Below are 20,331 nucleotides of genomic sequence, written 5' to 3'. Positions count from 1 at the left end.
GCAACCTCTTTCTCTTGTAAATATTCTAGATAAAAAAGAATGATTAATTCATTTTATTATAAAGAAAACGCTTGATCTTGTGAGTCGGGGTTTTTTCAAACGGTTCGTGTTGAACCATTACCAGTTGTAATTTTGAGAAATTATTTACCCGTGCATTCACGTAATCGCGAAGTTCTTGTTTTTGTTCTTCGATATAATCGTTGATCTTCTTTTTATAATCTCCGGCTTGATCTTTGAATTTCTGGTATTGTTTTTCCAGTTCTTCCATGTTGAAATGAACCATGGCAACAAGTTTACCGCTATTTTCAACGACCAAAGACTCGTTCACGAAACGGAAATTATTGATGATAGATTCTATTTCTTCCGGGTAGATATTCTCACCGGACGCACCTAATATCATCGTTTTGATTCTTCCCCGGATAGCCAGACGACCTTTCTTGTCCAATGTACCCAAGTCACCGGTTTTAAACCAACCGTCTTCGGTGAAGACCTCGGCATTGAGTTCCGGGCGTTTATAGTACCCTTGCATCACGTTGGGACCTTTAATCCAGATTTCCCCTTGTCCGGATTTGTCCGGATTGTCGATACGGATGTCAACCCCTTCCATGATAGGACCTACTCCTTGCAGGAATGTTTGCGAAGGATTCGAACCGGCAGCCATGGGAGCGGTTTCCGTCAGACCGTAACCGATAGCGTAGGGGAATTTAGCTTCCCGCAGAAATTGCTCCACGGTACCGTCCAGTTTGGAACCACCGATTCCGAAAAATACCAATTCTCCCCCGAATGTTTCCATCAGTTTCTTGCCCGCCATACGATTCAAAAGTTTACGAGTCGGTGCAAACTTATAAATCGCACTCATGAGTTTTGAACTCGTGAATTTGGGTAAAACTTGTGATTTGTATATCTTTTCGATAATCAACGGCACGGACAAAACAACGGTAGGACGAATCTTCTGCATCGCCGGAACCAGTAATTTCGGTGTCGGTACTCGGTCGAGATAGAAAACTTGAGCACCGAACATAAGCGGTAGCAAAAGTCCCAGCGTGTTCTCGTAAGTATGTGCCATCGGCAATATACTCAAGAAGCGATCGGCTTCACTCACGTGTTGGATAGTACAGCATTGGCGTGCGTCCCACACGAGGTTTTTGTGTGTCAGTACTACACCTTTCGAGAATCCGGTTGTTCCTGAAGTATAGATGATCGACGCGATGTCTTCCTCCTCGATGGAAATTTCCGGGAGAGGAGTCGTGTTATTCAAATCGATATCCGGTACTAACTTGTCCAAATCTTCCGGTTGGTAACATCCTTCCGGCATCGTGGCGAAGTTATTGATCAGGATTTTATGTTCTAGATAAGGTGTTTTTACATCTTCAAGACATTTTGCCAGTAGGCGGGAAACGAAGATTACCTTTACTTCCGCGTGTTCCAGAATATTCTGCAATTCCGTGGCGCAGAATCCCGGCAAGACAGGTACGGCAATAGCCCCGATGTTCGCGATGGCAAATTGGGTGATTCCCCAGTTCGGCATATTCGCGCTTAATATGGCTACCTTATCACCTTTCTTTACGCCCAAATGAAGTAAATGATTGGCAATAGATACAACTTCGTTATATAAATCTTGGTAAGTTCTTTTTCCGCTTGCGACAAAATTTAAAGACAAATTTTTTGAAAACTTGGAACAGCTTGTTTTCAAGAGTTCCGGTAACGTCAATTTCTTTAAAGTCATGTTCTAATAATATGAATTTTCCCTACAAAGATAATAAAGAAAATAATACGTTGTCGTTAAAATATTGCAAAATAGAGTAAATGACTTGAAGATGAGGCAGAAGTCGTAACTAAAGGAACCATGTTTCGTAAACTATTGGTTGTAGCGGAAATGTTTGTAAGTATTGTAAAATATAGGTGTTTACGGGTTCTAACTTTTCATAAAATTACATCTTTCCTCTTGATAGCTAAAAAGAAGGATAAATATTGAAAGTAACCCTTCCTTCATCGGAAAGGTTACTCTCAATGATATTATTTATTTCGTCGGAATAGCAGCTAATGTAGCTTTCAAGAATTCCCAGAATTTCCCAACAGATGCGATATTTACTTTCTCGTCCGGAGAGTGCGGGGAACTGATGGTCGGTCCGAAAGAAATCATGTCCCACTTGGGATAAGTCGAGCCGAGGATACCGCATTCCAATCCGGCGTGGATAGCCATGATAGCGGGTGTCTTCCCGTAGAGTTTATTGTAAACCTCTTCCATTTCTTTGCGGATAGCTGAATCCGGATTCGGTTTCCAGCCCGGGTATTCTCCGACAAAATTAATCTTGGAAGCTCCGGCGAGTTCAAACACGGAGTCAACCACTTGCGCGAGCGATGTCTTGGCTGTTTCCACGGATGAACGCATCAACATGTAAATCTCGATTTTACCGTCACCGCCCTTCACGATTGCTAAATTGTTGGATGTTTCCACCGTGTCCGGCATAGAGTCAATCATGCGCATCGCGCCGTTCGGGCAAGCCTTGATAGCGTTGATTAAATTGTATTGCGTTTGTTCCGGCATCACGTTTTGCGGCATAGCGCTTTCTTCTGCCGTGAGGATAAGGTTCGGTTCTTTAGCGCTTAATTCTGCTTTAAAGATACCCTCGTACTCCTTCACCTTGGCGAGGAATTTATCCACATTGGCAGCCGGAACGGTGACAATACCGAATGCTTCACGCGGGATAGCGTTTCTCATGTTACCTCCCGACACCGAAGCGAGGCGGAGTCCTAACTCTTTGCTGACAGCTTTCAAGAAGCGGAAGAACAATTTGTTGGCATTTCCTCTGCCTAAATTGATATCCATTCCGGAGTGTCCACCCTTTAATCCTTTTAAAGTTAATTGGAATGCTTTACTTCCGGCGGGAACAGCTTCCGGCGTGTAAGTGAATTCGATTTCCCCGTCGATACCCCCGGCACAACCCACGTATAATTCTCCTTCGGTTTCAGAATCGAGATTCAACAAAATATCGCCTTTTACCCAGTTCGGGCGGATACCGTTTGCCCCGTCCATACCGGTTTCCTCGGTAGCGGTAATCAATACTTCAATCGGTCCGTGAGGAATGTCTTTTGACAACAAGATACCCATTCCGGCGGCAACACCGATACCGTTATCCGCGCCGAGCGTGGTTCCGTCAGCCGTTACCCAATCCCCGTCAACGTATGCCTCTATCGGGTCCTTGGTGAAATCATGTTGCTTGTCTTCATTCTTTTGAGGAACCATATCCAAGTGTCCTTGAAGAATCACTCCTTTACGGTTTTCCATACCCGGGGTAGCCGGTTTGCTCAATAATATATTGAAAGCCTCGTCCATTTCAGCGTGGATTCCGTTTTCCTTTGCCCAGTTCATCACGAATTCTCTCGCTTTTTCCTCGTGGTTGGAAGGACGCGGAACTTGAGTCAGTTTATAAAAGTTTTCCCAGATAGCCTGAGGTTCTAACGTACAGATACATTTACTCATAACGTTTTATTTTTTAGTTTTATGGTTTAAGATTTCACCGTCGTTCTCGTGAAGACCGAGAGCGTGAAATCCGAATTATTTCTATCGTTGGCAAGTTATAAAAAAAATGTATAAGTTGCGATTTAAATCGCAACTTATACATTTTTTATTTCAAGTGTTGATTCAAATAGTCAACGAATTTCGTGTAAAGGTGCAGTCGGGTCACGCCACCGTAAATACTGTGATTCCGGTTGGTGTAAATCTGCATGTCGAATTGTTTGTTCGCCTGCACGAGAGCTTCCGCCAACTCGTACGCGTTCTGCACGTGCACGTTATCGTCGGCGGTTCCGTGGCATAACAACAAGTTGCCTTTCAAGTTCTTCACCCAGTTAATTGGGGAGTTGTCGTTATACCCGGACGGGTTGTCTTGCGGGCGACGCATGAAACGTTCCGTGTAAATGGAATCGTAGAATCCCCAGTGCGTCACCGGTGCCACGGCGATAGCGGTCGAGAACACATCGTTTCCTTTCATCAGGCATAGCGAAGACATGAACCCGCCGAAACTCCATCCCCAGATACCCACTTTGCGGGCATCAATGTACGGTTGCTCCGCGAGCCATTTCCCCGCGGCAATCATATCATCACTCTCGATTTTCCCGAGTTGCATGTAAGTACATTTGCGAAATTCCTCTCCCCGGGCGGCAGTTCCGCGAGGGTCGATACAGGTCACGATATACCCCTCTTGTGCAAGGTATTGCGCCCAATCCATGCCCCATGAATTTCTTACCTGTTGTGAATTCGGACCGCTATATTGGATAATTAATACCGGGTAAGCCTTGGACGCGTCGAAATCGGTCGGTTTCATCATCCACGCGTTCAACAGGGTTTTGCCATCGGCAGCCGGGATTTGGATATATTCCCTTTTGGCTACATTGTATTCCCCGAGTTTTTCTTTTAACGCGGCGTTATCCTCCAGCACGCGAACGGCTTTCCCGTTTGCCGTGTAAAGCGTGTACAGGGGAGGCATGTCCGCGTTGGAAACCACGTTCACGAAATATTTAAACGATTTGCTGAATTCCGCCTCGTTCCATCCTTTTGCGGGAGTTAATTTCTTCTTCTTGCCCTTCGCGTCGATGGAATAAACGTATTTCTCGAGAGGGGATTCCTCGTGTGAAGAGTAATAATATAATTTCTTCACCGGGTCGTAACCGTAGAAATCGACCACGTCATAGTTGCCGGAAGTGATAGGTTGTACTTCCTTGCCCCCCATGGTATATAAATAAAGGTGCGAATAACCGTTTTTCTCGCTGCTCATGATAAAGTTTTTCCCGTCTTCCGTGAAAACCAGATTATCCAGATTCTCTTCCGCTATATAGTACTTGTTTTCCTCGCGATAAAGAACGGTTGTGCTTCCCACGCGGGCGTTGGCAAGGAGGATTTCCAGACGGTTCTGAAAACGGTTCAATTTTATGATTGCCAATCTCTTGGGGTCTTTCGTCCATTTGATTCTGGGAATGTAGATGTCTGTTTCTTCCCCGGTGTTCATCGGGGTGGTAACCCGGTCTTTGATGTCATATACATGAACGCTCACGACGGAGTTCGCTTCTCCGGCTTTCGGGTATTTATAGGAATAGTTGGAAGGATAAGTCGCGTTCTCTTTTAGCGCGGGGTATTGTCCTTGAAACATGTTCATGTGAAATATTTTCACGTTCGATTCGTTGAATTTGATAAATGCCAAGGCGGACCCGTCGGGAGCCCACTCGAAGGCTTTGTTGAAAGCGAACTCTTCTTCATACACCCAATCAGGAGCTCCATTGATAATCTCGTTGAATTTCCCGTCAAAAGTAATCTGAATCTCTGAACCGAAACGCAGGTCGGAAATGAAGATATTGTTGTCGCGCACGAACGCTATCTTTGTTCCCACGGGCGAAAAAGTCGCCAGACGTTGACTGCCGCCCTCTGAAAGAGGTTTCAACTCCCTGTTCTTGAAATCAAAAACGTAATAGTCGGCAGTGAATGAACGACGGTAGATAGGTTGGATATTCGTGTAAATCAATATATGGCTTTCGTCCGGGCTGAACTCGTAATCTTGAATCATTTTCACGTCACCGTATTTCGGGTCGTTCAAATCGAGAAGAGTCTCGACAGCCTTTCCGGTTTTATAACTGTACATGACAAGCTTTTTCCCCCGGTCTTCCAGTACCGTGTAATGTTCCCCGTCATTCAACGAGCGGAGTCCCGTGATTCCTTGCGTCCTGAAGGTGTAATTCAGGCAGAAATCATTCAACGTGAATTTTTTGCCCTGATTCTGCGCGCTTCCGGGGAGGGCGAACCCCATGATAAACATACATACAATAAACTTATAAATCATCCTCATGACAATTATTTTTAATTTTTAATTTGGGCAAAGATAAAAATATAAGATTAAAAAAAGGAGTACGCTGGAATGTTTTAGACTGGAGCGGGAAGAATTAATCGTGAAATAAGTAAAATTATTGTTATTATATTTGTATATTATTTATACTTGATTAGTACCATCTCCTATTCAATTCCCATTAAACTCCTATTCAACGTCTATTTTAATGGTTGGATAATAGAAAAATAATTGTAATTGAATAAAAAATGTTACATGTATTGTATATCGATAATAACATGATGAAATAATGATGATTATAAAATAGGGTTGAAATCTTTTTGGATGTAAGGCTGATTTTGTGACGTGATAAAACGATCGTTTAATCATGTACAAATATAAAACTTTTTTCATTATTAGTAAACGATAGCTATTTTATTTTCGAAATTCATAATCAAGTATTTGTGAATTTGTCGATAATCGTCATTCGTTGCAGATTGAATTATCAATAAACGATCGTTTTTTGATAGAGGAATTGTGAATTTAATCGTGCGTTAATCGATTGAAAATAATATTGTTGAAGGTGAAAAAGGTGGTTTTGAATTGGAATATGATAGAGCAACGATGGATGTATATTTGTTGTTTGTTCATGTGTTTGGAGGTGAATTGTTTGTATGCGCAAGAGGAAACGATTTACCGGACAAAGCAATTGGAAGAGATAGGACAAATGTTGGAAACCTGCGGTATATCGGCAATGAAGCCGGGAATATATGCTGCTGATGCTATATGTCCGGGGAAAAGAGTACGCGTGGAAGCGGGGTTCGGGGGATTGATCTCGAGTATCGGACTGGAACTTTTTGATACACGTGTGGTGGCGGAGTATTTGCGTCCGGTCTATGATTTCGTGGAGCGTTATTTGTTGCGTTTACTCTTGATAGATAAACCGGACGAGATTCTTCGGCTTTTGAATGATGATAAGGTCGGGCTTGTGTTGAACGGGGTGCCTTTCGAGAAAAGTCCCGTGGCGTTGGTTTCGTTCGTGGCGGCGATCCAGCCGGGGACGGATTTCGTGTTCGTTGCCGATACGACTGCTTACAAGGTGGGCTGGGACACCGGAACGGGCACTTTGCAGATGACCTTCCCGAAACAGTACGGGTTAATCGCGGGAAAGGATAAAATCGAGATGGAGGATGATTTCCAGAAAGAGTTGTTCCTGTATATGCCGGATACCCCGGCGGTGGAGCAAGTCCCTTTGTCTGTGCTGACGGCTGTCCCCGGGTGCGGGTATTACAGGCGGAGAGGTGAACATTATATCATTCCGGCGTTGTGTTCCGACCGTTATTATCGTGTTGCTCCTGATAGTGTGGTTACTCTTTTGTTTGATAAGGATTGTCCGGAAGCCTCTCTCGCGAATCTTTTTTTGGAAGGGGAGCGGATCGGGCAAGAGGTGTTTATGGAGGTTGAACATAGGCGTTACGGTAAGCGTTACGATCATTTGGAATTGCCCGTTAATAGTTGGGTGGCTTTTTGTAAGGGTGAAAAGTGTGTGCCTTATTTTGGTGTGGAGGAGATTGCCCGGGGAAAGGTCACGGGTACCGTTATTATGGTGAACTCCGATTTGGGTTACAATCACGTGTTGTATTACGAGTGCGACCGGCAGAAATTTTTGAAGGGGGATTATTCCTTGAAGGGATGGTTGTACACGTATGTTCCCACGCACAACGTGTTGGATTTGTTCGAGGAATATAAATCGAAAGCGAAAAAGTTGAATTATTAAATATGTTATTATGAAACGGTTGTATCTGTTTTTCCTCTGTTTGTTTGTCTTGCACGTGGCGGGAGCGCAAGAACAATATCAAGAGGAGAAAGCAAAAATCAAAGAAATCAAGTTGAGTGGTAATTATTATTATGCGGATGTCACGATGGATAAGCTGAATGACGCGCGGGAGTTGGCTTTGCAGAACCTGATACTGGGTGTCCAGTCGGATTTGTCTGTGGGCAAGGAGATTATTCCGCATATCAAGGAGAAGTGGCAGCATATCGCTTTGACGCGGGAGAACAAGCAGCGGGTGTTTGCCTATATATATAAAGGGGACGTGAATGAAAAGTTCGCGGGACAAAAAGCAACTACCGGGGAGACGATAGAGAAGAAGGATTCGGTAGAGGTGCTTCCGGTGAAAAAAGATACTCTGGCGGACACTCCGGTGAAGGATATTCTCGTGGATAAGGATACAACCGGTAGTGAGGAGCGGGTGGACGTGACGGCTGTTGCTAAAGAAGAGGTGGTGCCCGATACGGTGAAGACGGTCGAAGTGCAACGGGTGACGGATACTGTCACGGTTGTGCGGAAAGACACGGTAGTGGTTACTCGTCGTGACACGGTGGTGGTGCGCGAGGTCGTGAAGGAGGAGGCACCCCGGGGTACGGGTAACCCGATGCTCGATAAGATATTGACGTTCCGGAAAATCGACGAGTTGCAACGTTATTTCGTGGAGCAGAAGGAGAAGGGAAAATTGATGTTCGGGAAATTGAGTTCCGCGGTTACCCCAGAGCAGTGTTACATGGTGATTTTCTCCCGTTCGGGGGAGGTGACAGCTATCTTGGGCAAGGGAATGGCTACCCGGCGCAACCTGACGAAAGGCACGGAGGGCGACCGGCTCGAGAATTACCCGAACCAAGGTAAGGTGTGGTTCCAGTTGTATTGATAAGGTGTGAAAAAACAGATAAATGCTATGAAAAAGAAGCTATTTTTCGGGTGGTTATTTCTCTGCGCGTGCTGTATGCTCGGGGGAAATGTTTCAGCCCAGTACAGTACGGATTTTTTCCTGACGGATATGCAGGATGAAGTAGTGAAAGAGCGGGTGCAGCAGTCGCTCACGAAATTGTTGACCGAGGTGAATATGGCACAGTTCGAGAGGAGGCAGCCGGAGTTGGTGGGATGCGGGTTGGATGGCGGTGCGGTGTCGGACGTGATGGCGTTGTGGAAGACGAGCCCGTTTCGGTGTGCGGAAACGGAGGTGATCGAGAAGTGTTTGCAGACGCCTTCCGGTTATCAGGTGCGCAATATCCCCTTGGTGATGGAGCCTTTGGACCCCGAGGCGTACGGGGACGACACCTATCAGGAGGCTGTCGTGAATTTCTCCCGTTCGGGGGAGATTACCGGGGTTTATTTCGCTATCGGGATGCATCTTTATAGCAAGGTGATTCGGAGTAATATCACGGTGACCGATCTGCGCCGCAGGCAGGTGATCCTCGATTTCGTGGAGAATTTCCGGACGGCGTACAACCGGAAAGACCTTGTGTTTCTTGATCAGGTGTTTAGCGACAATGCTTTGATCATCACGGGAAAAGTGGTCAAGTCGGTGAAGGGCGGCGATAACCCGTTCCGTTTGAATCACGACATCGAGTATAAACGCCAGACGAAACAGGAGTATATGGCGAATTTGCGGAACGTGTTCAATAGCAATAAGATGATCCGTGTCATTTTCGACGACATCAAGGTGGTGAAGCATCCCGCCAAGGAGCATTATTACGGGGTGACGTTGAAACAGGGGTTCACGTCCGACCGTTACCATGACGTGGGGTACGTTTTCCTGTTGATGGATTTCAAGGATGAAACGAACCCGATGATTCACGTGCGCACGTGGCAACCCGATAAGTACGAGGACGGTACGGATTTGCCCGCCGATAAGATTTTCTCCCTTTCGGATTTCGATGACGGGGAGTGAGCGGGTGTTTGCTTTTTGTCGGACAAGTGAACTTGTTACAGTCGTTTTATTTCATGAATGGTAGTGAAATAGAGATTTAAAATTATGAATATGAGATGTATGAAATTTTTATTGGTATTGGTGTTTTGCTGTGTCGGGCTTGCCCAATTACAGGCGCAGAAAAAGTTGGTGATTCAGCAACAAGAATCACGAACCTCGTTCTTTCCCGAGGAAGGGAAGGCTTGTGTTGAGTTTCTTTCGCCGCTGGAGGATTTGAATATTAAGTCTACTTTCGGGGAGCAGCCGGAGAAGAGCGTGAACGAGGACGGTTTGCACGTGTACCGCTTCGTGTTTGACTTGACGGACGAGGTAAAGCGGACGTTGTATATCTCTGCCGAGGGTTTCGTGAGGGAGGAGTTGCGGTTGGTGATGTCGCCGAAGCAACGGTTGTATTACACGGTGTTCCCTCCCGACGAGAGTCCTTACCGTTGGGGTATGACGGCGGAGTATTTGTACTCGGGTACGGCACCTGTCGGCGGGCGTGTAGGTTTCGGGAAACGTTTCGGTTTTTACGGTTCTTTCAAGAAATCGAACGTGAAAGAAGAGGGATTCCGTATTGAGGAGATTACCGAGGAGTATGACACGAAAGGCTCGGTGGACAAGGGGTATATCCGGGAGAGTTATATTGCCGGCGTGAGCATGGGGCTTTATCGCTGGTGTTTTCTTCATTTGGGAGGCGGTTTCGGTAAATACGGTCGCCAGTGGGAGAGCAAGAGTGGTGAGCGTTACGTGAGTGACTTTCAGGAAGGTCCGGAGGTCGAATTGGGATTGAGTTTTCGGTTGGGGCATATTGTTCTGTCGGGGACGGCTAACGCCTTGATCGGTGACGATTTCATGTGTGATTATACCGCGGGTATAGGTTTCGTGATTAATTTCCAGAAAAAGAAGAAACGGTAGGGGTATTAAGTTAAAAATTTAGAGAGGATTATGATGAAAGCAAGAATATTTAAAGCGTTTGCCTTGTTGCTTTGGTTGGGGCTTTGGCAAACGGGTTGCTACCCGGATAAGTTTGACCCGGAGGGTGACGAGGTAGGACCGATTGCCACGTTGGATTTCTCGAATCCCAGCGTGGAGTTCAAGGCGGAGGCGGAGAGTCGCACGGTGATGGTGACGACGAATTACAAGACTTACCGGGTGGATGTGCCGGAAGAGGCGGCGACGTGGTGTCACGTGACGTCGGATGGTATGACGTTGTGTATCACGGTTGACGAGAACCCGTTCAACCGGGAACGCTCGGCGACAGTATCCGTGACCGTGGGAAAGGGAAGCAAGGAGTTGACGAAAACGGTTTCCGTGTTTCAGCTGGGAATGTTACCCCAGATAAGAATTTCAGATTCACGTTTGAACTTCGCGCAGAAAAATGCCGGGGAGAAAGAGTTGACGGTGACTACGAATCAAGACGAGTGGACGTACAATGTGGTGGGGGGTGATGATGCTTGGTTCGAGGTAACCCGAAATGGTGATAAATTGAGCGTTGTGCCGCGGGGCGCAAATTCGGGTAAGGATTCCAGAAAGGGGTATATCAATTTGACATCTTCCAGCGTGTCGACAGACGTGACGGCATCTGGGGTGGTTGTCGTGGAACAATTGGGTACGGCTCCCGCGGTGTTGTTGGCGGAGGAGATGTTGTCTTTCTCTGCCGATGGCGGGGAGCATCGTGTTCAGGTGGTGACAAATCAACCTGATTGGCAACTTCATTTGCCGTCGATAGACTGGTACGAGGCTCGTGTCGAGGGTGACGAGGTGGTCATTTCCGTGAAGAAAAATACAGGAAGCAATGCCCGGAAATCCGAATTGACCGTTGCGTCGGGTACGGGAAATGCTTTCGCCAATCTTTCGCTGGCACAGTTGGGAACGGCTATTTCATTGGAGGTTTCGGCGGATTCACTTGTGGTTGAAGCCTCGGAATCATACACGACACTTCGGGTGACGACAAATGCCGACGAGTGGGAGGCTACCGTGACGGGAGGCTCTGGTTGGTGCGAGGTAATCGATGAGGCCAATTCGGTAATCGTTTACACGAAGGCTTATGATAACCCTACCGTGTCACGCGAGTGTATGATTAATTTTACAGCCGGTAATTTACAAAAGGAGGTACGTGTGATTCAATTACCGGCAATGACGTTGGCTTTGAATCATGATACATTGCAGATGGCGCCTGTCAGCGAGAGCCGGGATGTGCTGGTGATTACGAATCAAAGTTCTTGGACATTCTCTGTTGCCCCGGAAATTGCGGAGTGGTGTAGTGCCAAGGCGAACGGTAATACCCTCACCGTGACAACGACTGCCAATAATGGGGAACCCCGTGAGGGAGAAATTATCGTGAGAGTTGGCGAGGAGGGGATGGAGAAGATTGTGGCGCTTACGGTTGTGCAGGAAGGCGTTTCGGATAGGGATTATTTAATGGCTTTTTGGAAGGCTGCGGGTGGAGAGCATTGGAATTATGGAGGACAATTTGCTCGTAGATGGGGAACCGATAAACCAATTTCCTCTTGGATGGGAGTGACGTGTAATGAAGATGGAAGAGTGATTAAACTGGATTTTAGGGATTTGGGTGTAGAATCTTTAAATTCGGCATTGGGAGGATTGACAGAATTGGAAGAAATATATGCTGATTGTAATTGCAATCTTGTCGGAGAGATCCCTGTGGAGATTGGTAATTTGAAGAAGTTAAAGAGATTGAATTTGGGCCGTTCTCGTTGGGGTGGGAAAAATAATCTTACAGGAATCATACCCAGGGAGTTATGTGGTTTGACTGAATTAACTTATTTGAATTTGAATGGCAATGCCTTAAGTGGAGATATTCCGGTAGAACTAGGAAACTTGACGCAGTTGACAGAGCTTTATTTGGAGGGAAATAATTTGTCAGGTAAGATTCCAGCGGAGTTAGGGAATTTGTCTGAATTGGTCTGGTTGTACTTGCATAACAATAATTTGGAGGGAAATATTCCTGCTGAATTGGGAAATTTGTCGAATTTGGTTCACTTGAGTATGCACAATAACAATTTGACAGGGGAAGTGCCGAAAGAATTAGGCAAATTACATCTTCTTCAAACGACGAAATCTACTGATGTTTTAGGAAATATATTCTATTATTATGGACTGTCGATGTGTGGCAATCGCTTGACGGGAGTGTTCCCGGCAGAGGTGATGGCATTGCCGCATTGGGACTCTTTTGTTCCGGATGAAGGTATTTTCCCCCAGCAGGAGGGGTACGGTTTCACGCTGGGCGGAGATGAAGATGAGCTTGGGGATGAGGTGTTTTGCGTGAATGGTGGTAATGATGCTTTTTCCGTGAAGGTTTCTTCTACAGGGAATTCTGTTGTAGATATTCCGGCAGAATATTCGTGGATAAGGAATATGACAATCGCGGAAACAGATACATTGCGATTTACTGTTGATGCGAATACCTCGGGAAGCTATCGTAAAGGATTCGTGACGGTTAAATGTAATTCAGGAGAATCTCGTGTGATTAGTGTGTACCAAGGTGTGGGTGATAGTCTTTATATTCATTTGAAGACGCTGGGAACGTTGAGGATGTTGGTCGGAAAAGAGCGTATGACGACTACTTGTGGGGTGAAGTTGAGCGGAACATTGGGACAGGATGATTATGACGCCATGAAGTATTCCATGACAAAGTTGATAAGTATCGATATGGAAGAGGTGGAAGATACCAGTATTCCCGCTCGGGCTTTCTACGGGAAGAGTGCTTTCCGCTATATTGTGTTACCATCTCGGCTGGAGGAGATTGGGGACTATGCTTTTTATGATTGCGGTTTTAAAGGGGAATTGAAACTTCCGGGAAGCGTGACGAAAATCGGGTACGCTGCTTTCCAGTCTTGTAATAATTTTACCGGAACACTGGAATTGCCTGACGGGTTGAAGGAAGTAGGCGAGTACGCTTTCGCGCAATGCACCGGTTTGCGTGGCGATTTGATTTTGCCTGATGGAATAGAGGTGATTAGCCGTAGGGCTTTTTATGGAAATTATTTTGACGGGAAATTGGTGTTGCCTGCCACTTGTGTTGAAATTGGAGAGTCAGCTTTTAATGGTTGCGAATCGTTAACAGGGGATGTAATTATTCCTGATGGGGTACGGATAATTGGTAAGGAAGCTTTTAATTATTGTAAGAAAATTACCGGGGTGACTTTGTCCGCGGCGTTGGAAAAGATAGATGAGGGGGCATTCAATTATTGTATTAAGTTAGCCGGTAATCTGGTTGTTCCTTCTAACGTGAAATCGATTGGTGACAAGGCGTTTGCCGATTGTGCTTTCGAGGGAGCGTTGACTTTACCTTACGGTTTGGAAACTATAGGAATGGAGGCTTTTAGAGCTTGTTCTTTCACGGGGCAATTGAGTCTTCCGTCAACGCTTACACGAATCGGGAAAGGGGCGTTTTCATCTTGCTCAGGTTTCACGGGTAATTTGATTGTACCGAATGGAATAAAGGTGATTGAGGCTTCTGTGTTTTCCGATTGCAGGGGATTCAACGGGGCGTTGACTTTGCCTTCCGGTTTGGAAGAGATTGGAGATAACGCATTTTGGAATTGTAAGTCCTTGTCCGGAGCTTTGGTGTTGCCTGCTTCGTTACGCGTGATAGGGGAAAATGCTTTTAGTTATTGTGACGCTTTCACGGGTAATTTGACTATTCCGGAAGGGGTGACTACGGTAAAGAGTTATGCCTTTGCTTGTAAAAGTATAGGAAATACGATAATTCTCCCGAGTACCTTGGTTTCATTGGGATATCAAGCTTTTTACGGGATGCCGGACATAAAGTACGTGCGTTGTAATCGGGCAGAACCTTTGGTTTTATCGCTTTCACCGTTTGCGAATGCGTCCGAGTGTACATTGATTGTGCCTAAAGGTTCTCTTGAAACTTATAAAGCAGCTAATAAATGGAATGAATTTGCCGTGATAGAAGAGGAATAAGTTTAATTTAATCGTTTGAATATGAAAACAAAATTATTTAGTTTGATGTTGTTACTCGTTTGCGGTTTAATGGCATCATGTGGTAAGTCGGATGAGGAAACAGTGAAAGATTTGGCGTTGAAGTTTTATAAAGACTCGAAAGAGGGTAACTATTCATCCATGGAGAAATACGTGGTGGGAAATGATATGCTTTTCCAGATAGTCAAAGCGGGAAAAGCTAAAGATAAACAAGTATTGAAATTCATGGAAGAAGAGGCAGCCAAGTACGAGGAAACCGTGAAAGGGATTGAGTTTTCGGAAGATGGCACTAAGGCAAAGGTGCAGGTCTTGTTGAAAGAAAAAAAAGGAGAGAGAGAAAGAACGGATAATTTGGATGTGAGGAAAGTTGATGGGAAATGGATGGTGTACCAAGGTGTCCCCGGTCGTTAAAAAGAGGAAATTCATGGAAAGACAGTTGTTTTTCGCGATGTAACGGATAGAGATAAAAACTATGGAGAAAAGTATCGGAGATTTAATTAAGGAGGAATTGGAAAAACAGGAGCGGAGCATTAGTTGGTTTGCCCGTAAATTGTCATGCGATCGTTCAAACGTTTATCGTTTGTTTCAAAAGGAAAGTATTGACACGACTCTGTTATTTCGGGTTTCCCTGCTTTTGAAACGGGACTTTTTTTCATACTTGTCCGAGCGGTTAAAAGAGAAAATGCAGTCGCAAGATTCGCAATAAAATCGTGTCATTCCCGCATCGTTATATTGCACGGGAAATTATGATTTTCTTGTATTTTTGAAAAAATATTAAAAAGAGCGTTGTTACAAGAACCTTATATTTAAAATTTAAAAATAGAAACTATGAAATCAATTAAAAGATTATTGTTACTAGTGGTAGTGGCAGCGGGTATGTCAAGCTGTGCGTCTTTGTCAAGTCAAGCCGGAATGGGAGCTATTTACATGGATGTGCAAACAGGTGAACACGTGACATCCAACCCGCTGGGCTCAAAGGTAGGAACTGCTTCCGTGAACAATATTTTGGGAGTGTATCTGTCGGGAGATGCTTCTATTCAAGCCGCTGCCAAGTCTGCCGGAATTAAGAAAATCAGCCACGTGGACAGCCAGAAAAAGAGTATTTTGGGAATTTTCAGTACTTATAAGGTGATGGTTTACGGGGAGTAAACGGAAGATTTAATTGAAACAGGTAATGGAGGTGTGTTTCGACACACCTCCAGTTTATAAAGTTCATAAAGTCGAGCCTTCGGCTCCTAAAGTTTATAAAGTCAATTGATATAATATCAGACATTTACAAAAAAAATAACAGACCTTTTGACCTTACGGACTTTATGAACTTTACAGACCCGAGGTGTGTTTTGACATCGCTTTCTCTTTATATTATAGTTATGAGAAGATTGTTTTTGGTGTTTGTGTTGTTCATGGCTTTGCCGCTGGGAGCCCAGAATCTGAAAGGTTTCTACGTGCAGAAAATACATCCGGATGGATTGCTTTATTTCGTGTATCCTCAAAAAATGGCGGAGATGAAAGGGAATATGAAATTGTGTCGCGGGTCTTTGTTGTATGATTATACTTATTTGGATGCAAGGGATTCCGTGACATTATTGATTACGGTGGAAACGAACGCGGTTTTCAATACGGATTCTTTATTCGTGGATCTCCCGGATGGTTCGAGGTATGCTTGTGCCGTGGAAATGATTTATCGCGAACCGCGTAAAAATGCTTGGAGATGTCGTGCGTGTTGTATGTTGACTTATGACGTGTGGGTGCGAATGTATAAAGAGCAACCCTTCACGCTGACACTATTCTCGATAAAGGATAATGTCGGTTTATGCTTTAGGGACAAAGCGGGGACGTGGTCAAAAGTTTGTGCCCGTTTTAGGCGATTACAGGAGATGATTCGTTTGAACCGAAAAAGTTAGTGTTGCAACTCTCGTTTACTTGTGCTATCTTTGCAGGCTCAAAATCATGATTAGATGAAATATACCCTTTTAGCGAAAGACAAGAATAGTGAGGCACGATGCGGTGTGTTGACCACGGATCATGGGAATATCGAAACTCCGATTTTTATGCCCGTGGGCACGGTGGGAACCGTGAAGGCCGTGCATGCAAGGGAATTGAAGGAAGATATTAAAGCCCAAATCATTCTGGGAAACACGTATCACTTGTATCTGCGTCCGGGCACGGGTATATTGGAAGCTGCCGGCGGCTTGCACAAGTTTAACTCGTGGGATGGTCCGATCCTCACTGATAGTGGCGGTTTTCAAGTATTTTCTTTAGGGGACTGCCGGAAAATCACGGAAGAGGGAGTTGTATTTCGTTCGCATATAGATGGTTCGAAGCATTTATTCACGCCGGAGAACGTGATGGATATTCAGCGAAAGATCGGGGCGGATATCGTGATGGCGTTTGACGAATGTCCCCCGGGACAGAGTGATTACGGGTACGCAAAAAAGTCGTTGGAACTCACGCAGCGTTGGTTGGAAAGATGCGTGCGGCAGTTTGACGCGACGGAACCCTTGTACGGGTATCACCAGTCACTTTTTCCTATCGTGCAGGGTTGCGTGTATAAAGATTTACGGGAACGTGCTGCGGAGCATGCCGTGGCTTTGGGACGGGAAGGTTACGCTATCGGGGGATTGGCCGTCGGGGAAGAGGCGGAAACCATGTACGAGATGATTCAGGTTGTCAATCGGATTTTGCCGCGAGATAAGCCCCGTTATCTCATGGGCGTGGGAACGCCGGAAAATATTCTGGAAGCGATTTCCCTTGGAGTGGATATGTTCGATTGCGTGATGCCGACGCGTAACGGTAGGAACGGGATGTTGTTCACGACAGAAGGGGTTATCAATATAAAGAACAAGAAATGGGAGAATGATTTCAGTCCTATCGATCCCGCCGGGTTGAGTTTCGCGGATACCGATTACTCGAAAGCTTATTTGCGACATTTAATAAAAGCGGATGAAATTTTAGGCTTACAAATTTGCTCGATCCATAATTTGTCGTTTTATTTGTGGTTGGTGCGGGAAGCACGCCGACATATACAGGCAGGGGATTTTGTAGAGTGGAAAACGAGAACGATTAAAAAAGTTACAAGAAGATTGTAGTGCTGCGAGGTACATGTGAAAATGAAAAAAATAGACATCTATATTATCCGGAAATTCTTGGGTACCTTCTTTTTCTCGATGGTGCTAATCTTGAGTATTGTGATTGTTTTCGACCTCTCGGAACGTTTGGAGAAATTTCTTGAAAAAGAAGCCCCGGTGCAGGCGATTATTTTCGATTATTACGTGAATTTCGTGCCTTATTTCGCTAATATGTTCTCCGCCTTGTTCACGTTTATATCCGTGATCTTTTTCACCTCGAAGATGGCGTACAACAGTGAGATTATCGCTATTCTGAGCACGGGAATCAGTTTCCGGCGTATGGTGCGCCCGTACATGATTTCGGCGGGGGTAATTGCCGGTCTGTCACTCTTGTTGAGCGCGTTCATTATACCCAATGCCAATAAAAAACGGATTGATTTTTCTGAAAAATATATCTGGAAACCTTATAATTTCAAGGAGAATGATATTCACCAGCAGGTGGCGCCCGGTGAGTTTATTTACATGAGCGGGTTCAGTATATATGCCAAACGGGGAGATAATTTCACGTACGAGGTGTTCAAGGATGACACGCTGGTCAGCAAATTGTCTGCGAATTCTATCGTGTGGAATGATAAAAAAGAAAAATGGACTATCAAAAATTGGGTTTTACGGGAATTTGACGGGACGAATGAAACTTATACTGTCGGGAAAGAAGATATCGATACCGTACTGAATTTCAGTGTAAAAGAATTTACTGAAGACCCGAAGAAAATCAAGGAACGTCTGACATTGCCGGAGTTGGACGAGTATATAGCCCGTCAAAAATTGCGGGGAAGCAGTAACGTGGTGGAATACCAGATCGAAAAGTACAAGATGTTTTCGGGTGCTTTTTCCACTTTTATATTGACGTTAATCGGCGTGTGTATAGCCTCCCGAAAAATACGGGGAGGAATGGGATTCCACTTGGGATTAGGTTTATTAATCAGTTTCTCGTACATTTTATTCATGCAATTTTCAACAGTTTTTGCAACCAATGGAAACATGAATCCGTTATTAGCTGTATGGATACCGAATATCCTGTTCTCTGTGGTGGCGTTTTTCGTTTATAGGGCGGCACCGAAGTAATTGAAAATTGAAAATGTAAAATTGAAAATGAAAGATAAATAGGGTGATCACTGTTTCAAAATTAGAAATGGGCATCGGCTCGCGTGATTGAAATAAAATCAAAAATTAAATTGAGATTTAGAACATGAGTAGGGAAACTAAAAGACCTAGAATTACTAGACCGACAGAGAATCGTGATGAGAATCGTCGGGGCAGAACACAGAATTTCGAAAACCGTGAGGGTGGAGAAAGAGAATTCAGAAGACCTAGCCGTTTTAACGCGGAGCGGTCTGACCGTGAACGTGGATATAATGGTATCCGTGATTTGAACAAGGAAAGAGAAAGAGAACAATCCGGGGATTCCGACAACGGGAATCGTTATCGTCGGGAGACGGATGGAAACCGGGAAAGAGGAACACGTGAAGGCAATCGTTTCGAGAATCGGGATAACAATAACCGTGCTCCGAGAAGATCTTTTGATCGGGATAGCCGGGACAACCGTGATAACCGGGAAAGACGGGAGTATCGTGATAACAGGGATAGTCGAGATGCTCGTGAAAGACGGGAATATCGCAATGACCGTGATAACCGAGATAATCGAGATAATCGTGAGAGAAGAGAGTATCGTGATAATTACCGTAATTCAGACCGTGAAGACCGTCGTGAAAGACGTCCGCAAGATCAGGATAGAAACAGAGAAAATCGATTCCAAGACAGAAATCGTGACGCGTACCGGAGAGATGATCGTCGGGAGCAGGGAAATCGGGATGATCGAGGAGATCGTCGCGAACGGTTTTCCGAGCGTCCCAAGAGATCGTTTGATAACGAGGAGGCATCCAGAAGTGTATACAGCAAGAAAAAGCAAATCGAGTTTCGCAAGAAAAACGAGGGACAGGAAACAGAACTGCGCTTAAACCGTTATATTGCCAAAGGAGGTGTTTGTTCCAGACGTGATGCGGATGTTTTGATTACTACCGGACGAGTGAAGGTGAACGGTGAGATTGTACAGCAGGTAGGGGTGAAAGTGAAACGGACGGATAAAGTTGAAGTGGATGAGCAAGTGATTGTTCCGGAGCGCAAAGTATATCTCGTGTTGAATAAACCGAAAGATTACGTGACCACGGTGGAAGATCCCTTGGAGCGTAAAACCGTGATGTCGTTGATCGACGGAGCTTGCAAAGAACGGGTTTACCCGATTGGGCGTTTGGACCGTCAGACCACAGGAGTGTTACTTTTCACGAATGATGGCGATTTGGCTAAAAAATTAACGCATCCCAAGTATAACCAGAAGAAGATTTATCACGTATTCTTGGATAAGGTGGTAAAAACCGGAGATTTGGATGCCATACGGAAAGGTATTGACCTTGAAGACGGTTTTATTAAAGCCGATGAAGTTATGGTATCTGCTGACGATAAGACTCAGGTCGGGATTGAGATTCATTCCGGTCGGAATCGAATCGTTCGCCGGATATTCGAGCATCTGGGGTACCAGATACTCCGGTTGGATAGGGTATTTTTCGCCGGGATCACGAAGAAAAATCTGCCGCGGGGACGTTGGCGATTTTTAACGCCGGAAGAGGTGAACGTATTAAAAGCATATTAAAAAAGTTTTCTTTTTAATATATTTCT

15 protein-coding genes are annotated in these 20,331 nt (G+C 45.0%); 12 read left to right on the top strand and 3 right to left on the bottom strand.

Features of this window, described 5'->3' with window-relative positions; genetic code table 11:
- Positions 1 to 43 precede the first annotated feature (43 nt).
- From CS948_RS18860 to CS948_RS18850, 3 genes are all read right to left on the bottom strand, one after another.
- The gene (locus tag CS948_RS18860; RefSeq protein ID WP_099293656.1) at positions 44 to 1,726 is read right to left on the bottom strand and encodes an AMP-binding protein; all 1,683 of its coding nucleotides are present in this window, start codon (positions 1,724 to 1,726) and stop codon (positions 44 to 46) included.
- Between the two features lie 294 nt (positions 1,727 to 2,020).
- Positions 2,021 to 3,484 carry an aminoacyl-histidine dipeptidase gene (locus tag CS948_RS18855; RefSeq protein ID WP_099293654.1) on the bottom strand — a complete coding sequence of 488 codons (1,464 nt, stop codon included), beginning with the start codon at positions 3,482 to 3,484 and terminating at the stop codon, positions 2,021 to 2,023.
- Positions 3,485 to 3,629: 145 nt separating this feature from the next.
- Positions 3,630 to 5,840: a S9 family peptidase gene (locus tag CS948_RS18850; RefSeq protein ID WP_255302077.1), complete on the bottom strand. Its 2,211-nt coding sequence runs from the start codon at positions 5,838 to 5,840 to the stop codon at positions 3,630 to 3,632.
- Positions 5,841 to 6,399: 559 nt separating this feature from the next.
- Here CS948_RS18850 and CS948_RS18845 point away from each other — a divergent pair.
- The 12 genes from CS948_RS18845 to CS948_RS18790 all read left to right on the top strand — a co-directional run bounded on the left by CS948_RS18845 (position 6,400) and on the right by CS948_RS18790 (position 20,305).
- On the top strand, positions 6,400 to 7,593 hold the full coding sequence (locus CS948_RS18845; protein ID WP_141560996.1) for a hypothetical protein: 1,194 nt from the start codon (positions 6,400 to 6,402) through the stop codon (positions 7,591 to 7,593).
- A gap of 10 nt (positions 7,594 to 7,603) precedes the next feature.
- The gene (locus CS948_RS18840; RefSeq protein ID WP_099293649.1) at positions 7,604 to 8,521 is read left to right on the top strand and encodes a hypothetical protein; all 918 of its coding nucleotides are present in this window, start codon (positions 7,604 to 7,606) and stop codon (positions 8,519 to 8,521) included.
- Positions 8,522 to 8,548: 27 nt separating this feature from the next.
- Positions 8,549 to 9,544 carry a hypothetical protein gene (locus tag CS948_RS18835; RefSeq protein ID WP_099293647.1) on the top strand — a complete coding sequence of 332 codons (996 nt, stop codon included), beginning with the start codon at positions 8,549 to 8,551 and terminating at the stop codon, positions 9,542 to 9,544.
- Positions 9,545 to 9,643: 99 nt separating this feature from the next.
- Entirely contained in the window at positions 9,644 to 10,480 is an 837-nt protein-coding gene (locus tag CS948_RS18830) for a hypothetical protein (RefSeq protein ID WP_099293646.1), read from the top strand.
- A 30-nt stretch (positions 10,481 to 10,510) separates the two neighbouring features.
- Positions 10,511 to 14,512, top strand: coding sequence for a leucine-rich repeat protein (locus CS948_RS18825; protein WP_099293644.1), 4,002 nt, complete (start codon positions 10,511 to 10,513; stop codon positions 14,510 to 14,512).
- 21 nt (positions 14,513 to 14,533) lie between these two features.
- Entirely contained in the window at positions 14,534 to 14,941 is a 408-nt protein-coding gene (locus CS948_RS18820; RefSeq protein ID WP_099293642.1) for a DUF4878 domain-containing protein, read from the top strand.
- A gap of 61 nt (positions 14,942 to 15,002) precedes the next feature.
- On the top strand, positions 15,003 to 15,236 hold the full coding sequence (locus CS948_RS18815) for a hypothetical protein (protein WP_099293641.1): 234 nt from the start codon (positions 15,003 to 15,005) through the stop codon (positions 15,234 to 15,236).
- Between the two features lie 122 nt (positions 15,237 to 15,358).
- Positions 15,359 to 15,679, top strand: a complete 321-nt coding sequence (locus CS948_RS18810) for a TRL-like family protein (protein ID WP_227215890.1) — start codon at positions 15,359 to 15,361, stop codon at positions 15,677 to 15,679.
- 221 nt (positions 15,680 to 15,900) lie between these two features.
- Entirely contained in the window at positions 15,901 to 16,434 is a 534-nt protein-coding gene (locus tag CS948_RS18805; protein WP_099293639.1) for a hypothetical protein, read from the top strand.
- A 54-nt stretch (positions 16,435 to 16,488) separates the two neighbouring features.
- Positions 16,489 to 17,619, top strand: coding sequence for a tRNA guanosine(34) transglycosylase Tgt (tgt, locus tag CS948_RS18800; RefSeq protein WP_099293637.1), 1,131 nt, complete (start codon positions 16,489 to 16,491; stop codon positions 17,617 to 17,619).
- 21 nt (positions 17,620 to 17,640) lie between these two features.
- Entirely contained in the window at positions 17,641 to 18,723 is a 1,083-nt protein-coding gene (locus tag CS948_RS18795; protein WP_099293635.1) for an LptF/LptG family permease, read from the top strand.
- A 124-nt stretch (positions 18,724 to 18,847) separates the two neighbouring features.
- Positions 18,848 to 20,305: a pseudouridine synthase gene (locus tag CS948_RS18790; RefSeq protein WP_099293632.1), complete on the top strand. Its 1,458-nt coding sequence runs from the start codon at positions 18,848 to 18,850 to the stop codon at positions 20,303 to 20,305.
- Positions 20,306 to 20,331: the final 26 nt, after the last annotated feature.

This window comes from Butyricimonas sp. Marseille-P3923 (assembly GCF_900184685.1).
Lineage (GTDB): Bacteria > Bacteroidota > Bacteroidia > Bacteroidales > Marinifilaceae > Butyricimonas > Butyricimonas muris.
This window is presented reverse-complemented; position numbering and strand designations above follow the sequence as displayed.